This window comes from Marinobacter sp. (assembly GCF_035268745.1).
GTDB lineage: Bacteria > Pseudomonadota > Gammaproteobacteria > Pseudomonadales > Oleiphilaceae > Marinobacter.
This window is the reverse complement of sequence record NZ_DATFKH010000185.1, coordinates 1-2,133: the sequence shown is the minus strand read 5'-3', so window position 1 is coordinate 2,133 and position 2,133 is coordinate 1. Positions and strand designations below refer to the sequence as shown.

Below are 2,133 nucleotides of genomic sequence, written 5' to 3'. Positions count from 1 at the left end.
GAAAGCTGGGCGGGACAATGTCGGTTAAGCCGCGTCGTCAGGGTGAATCGCCTCGCCTCGCCTGCGGCATGCGGCGAGGGGTTGACCGGGAGGTCCACGCTCCCGGGGCGCGGGATTCGCGGTGCTCCAAAACCCTCTGGTTGCCGTCTCCTGGGAGCGTCGTTCCTCCAGGACGACGGGAGCGAAGGGTAAGGGGGTTGGGGGTTGGGGGTAGTTCCCAAAAACGATTACCATGAAAGATCACATGGGTATCGGGCACGCCGCCCCCAACCCCCAACACGGAGAAGTGTTGGAGGGGGCGCATGCCGCCGCTTATCTTTCATCTGCCGGGGTGCCAGACCCTTGCATGAGGGTTACCATGAAAGATACCTGTGGGGGAGGCAACACTTACCCCTCCCCAGCAAAGGGGCGTAGTGACATCCATCAAATTACCTCAATAAGTTGATTCAGGCAGGCTTTGGTATATAGCCGTACTTAATCAGCTTTTTGATCCAACGCGGAGCATTCCGCTCCACTTGCAATGCCTCATAATCAACCTTGGCATCCCGGTAATAATCGCCAGTCTTGATCATTGAGAACACGATCTTCAAAATTTTGTGCGCTAATGCAACGATTGCGCGTTTGCGTCCTCGTCGCGCATTGATTCCCTTGAATTTATCCGCCAACCCGGATCGCGTTTTGGCGGCGGCTTGAGCGATCTCGCAAAGGATCCTGCGAAGGTAGGCATTCCCCTTGCGCTTTTTGCCAGCTTTGCGCTTGCCGGCGGACTCGTTGTTGGCCGGGCATAAGCCGGCCCATGAAGCGAGTTTGTCGGCACGGCCGAAGGCGTCCATGTCAAAGCCGATCTCGACGAGCAGCATGGCGGCTCCTGGCTCGTCGATGCCGGGGATGGTTTGCAAGGCCTGCAACAAGGGTTGTTGATCCCTCAGACCACTGAGCAGATGATCCAAAAAGAGCGCGATTTGCCGTTCGAGGTATTCGATATGCTCCATCAATTGGGAAACCGCGAAGTAATGAGCCGGGCTCAATTCGCCATCTAGCGCGTTCAAGAGCTCTTCTTCGCTTGCCTTCAATCGTTTGTCCGCGTAACTGAGGACCTGTTGCGGTGTTTGACCTTCAAGCAACCCCTTGATCATGGCCCGTGCCGATTTGCCGTGGATATCGCTGACGACGGCGGCCAGACGAATCCCGCCATCGGTCAGAATCTTGTGCATGCGATTCTTCTCCGCGCGCAGAATACTGCCAAATTTCTGCATTTGGCGGGAAATCAAGCGAAGCTCACGCAAATCTTGCGGCGGAACGAAACCGCCTCGCAGCAAGCCTGCTCTCGCCAGGATGGCCAACCAGTGGGCATCGGCGATGTCGGTTTTACGCCCAGGTACGTTTTTGACGTGCCGGGCATTCACCACCAAGGCATCGATTCCGACTTTCTCGAGCGCCGCGTACGGGCTCTTCCAGTAGATTCCGGTGCTCTCCATGACCACCACCTCTGGATTGAACGATGACACCCATTCCGCCATGGCTCGGCGGTCCCGTTTAAAACCACCGAACTCCTTGATCTCGCACTGCGTCTCACCGGCCTCACTCTGCACCAAAATGCAAACCGTCAACTTGGCTTGGTGGACATCCAGGGCCGCTACGCTTTGATGAATGGGCTTCAGTTCCATCGTTCTCTCCCCTTGGGTATACTCGACAACAGGGAGGCAACGGATGCCGCCGCCGAGATCACCTCGGGCGCAAAGCGCCCGCGGCCTTTTTACCATGCGCTCTCGAAGAAGCATGCCGGGGTTCGAGTCGGCGGGCGACGGGTCAAGTTACTGTGCGGGATCGAATCGCCAAAAGTTTGAACGACCTCCTTCCGTTGCCTCCCCCACAGTATCTTTCATCCGCCGGGGTGATGGTACCCACCATTCATGAGGGTTACCATGAAAGATACAGGAGCGCCTATCTGATTGATATATAACAATATCAGCTATCAATGGCCAGCGCCCCGAAAAAATCCGGTTACTATGAAAGTCCTAGCTACATCTTTCATCGGCCGGGGTGCCAGACCCTTGCATGAGAGTTACCATGAAAGATACCTGTGGGGGAGGCAACACTTACCCCTCCCCAGCAAAGGGGCGTAGTGACATC

The 2,133-nt window shown here is 56.4% G+C and carries 1 protein-coding gene; it reads right to left on the bottom strand.

The genetic code is table 11. From position 1 onward, the window contains the following. Window positions 1-446: 446 nt before the first annotated feature. Complete coding sequence (locus tag VJ956_RS13010) at window positions 447-1,667, bottom strand: IS110 family transposase (protein ID WP_324085473.1); 1,221 nt, start codon at window positions 1,665-1,667, stop codon at window positions 447-449. Between the last annotated feature and the right edge of the window lie 466 nt (window positions 1,668-2,133).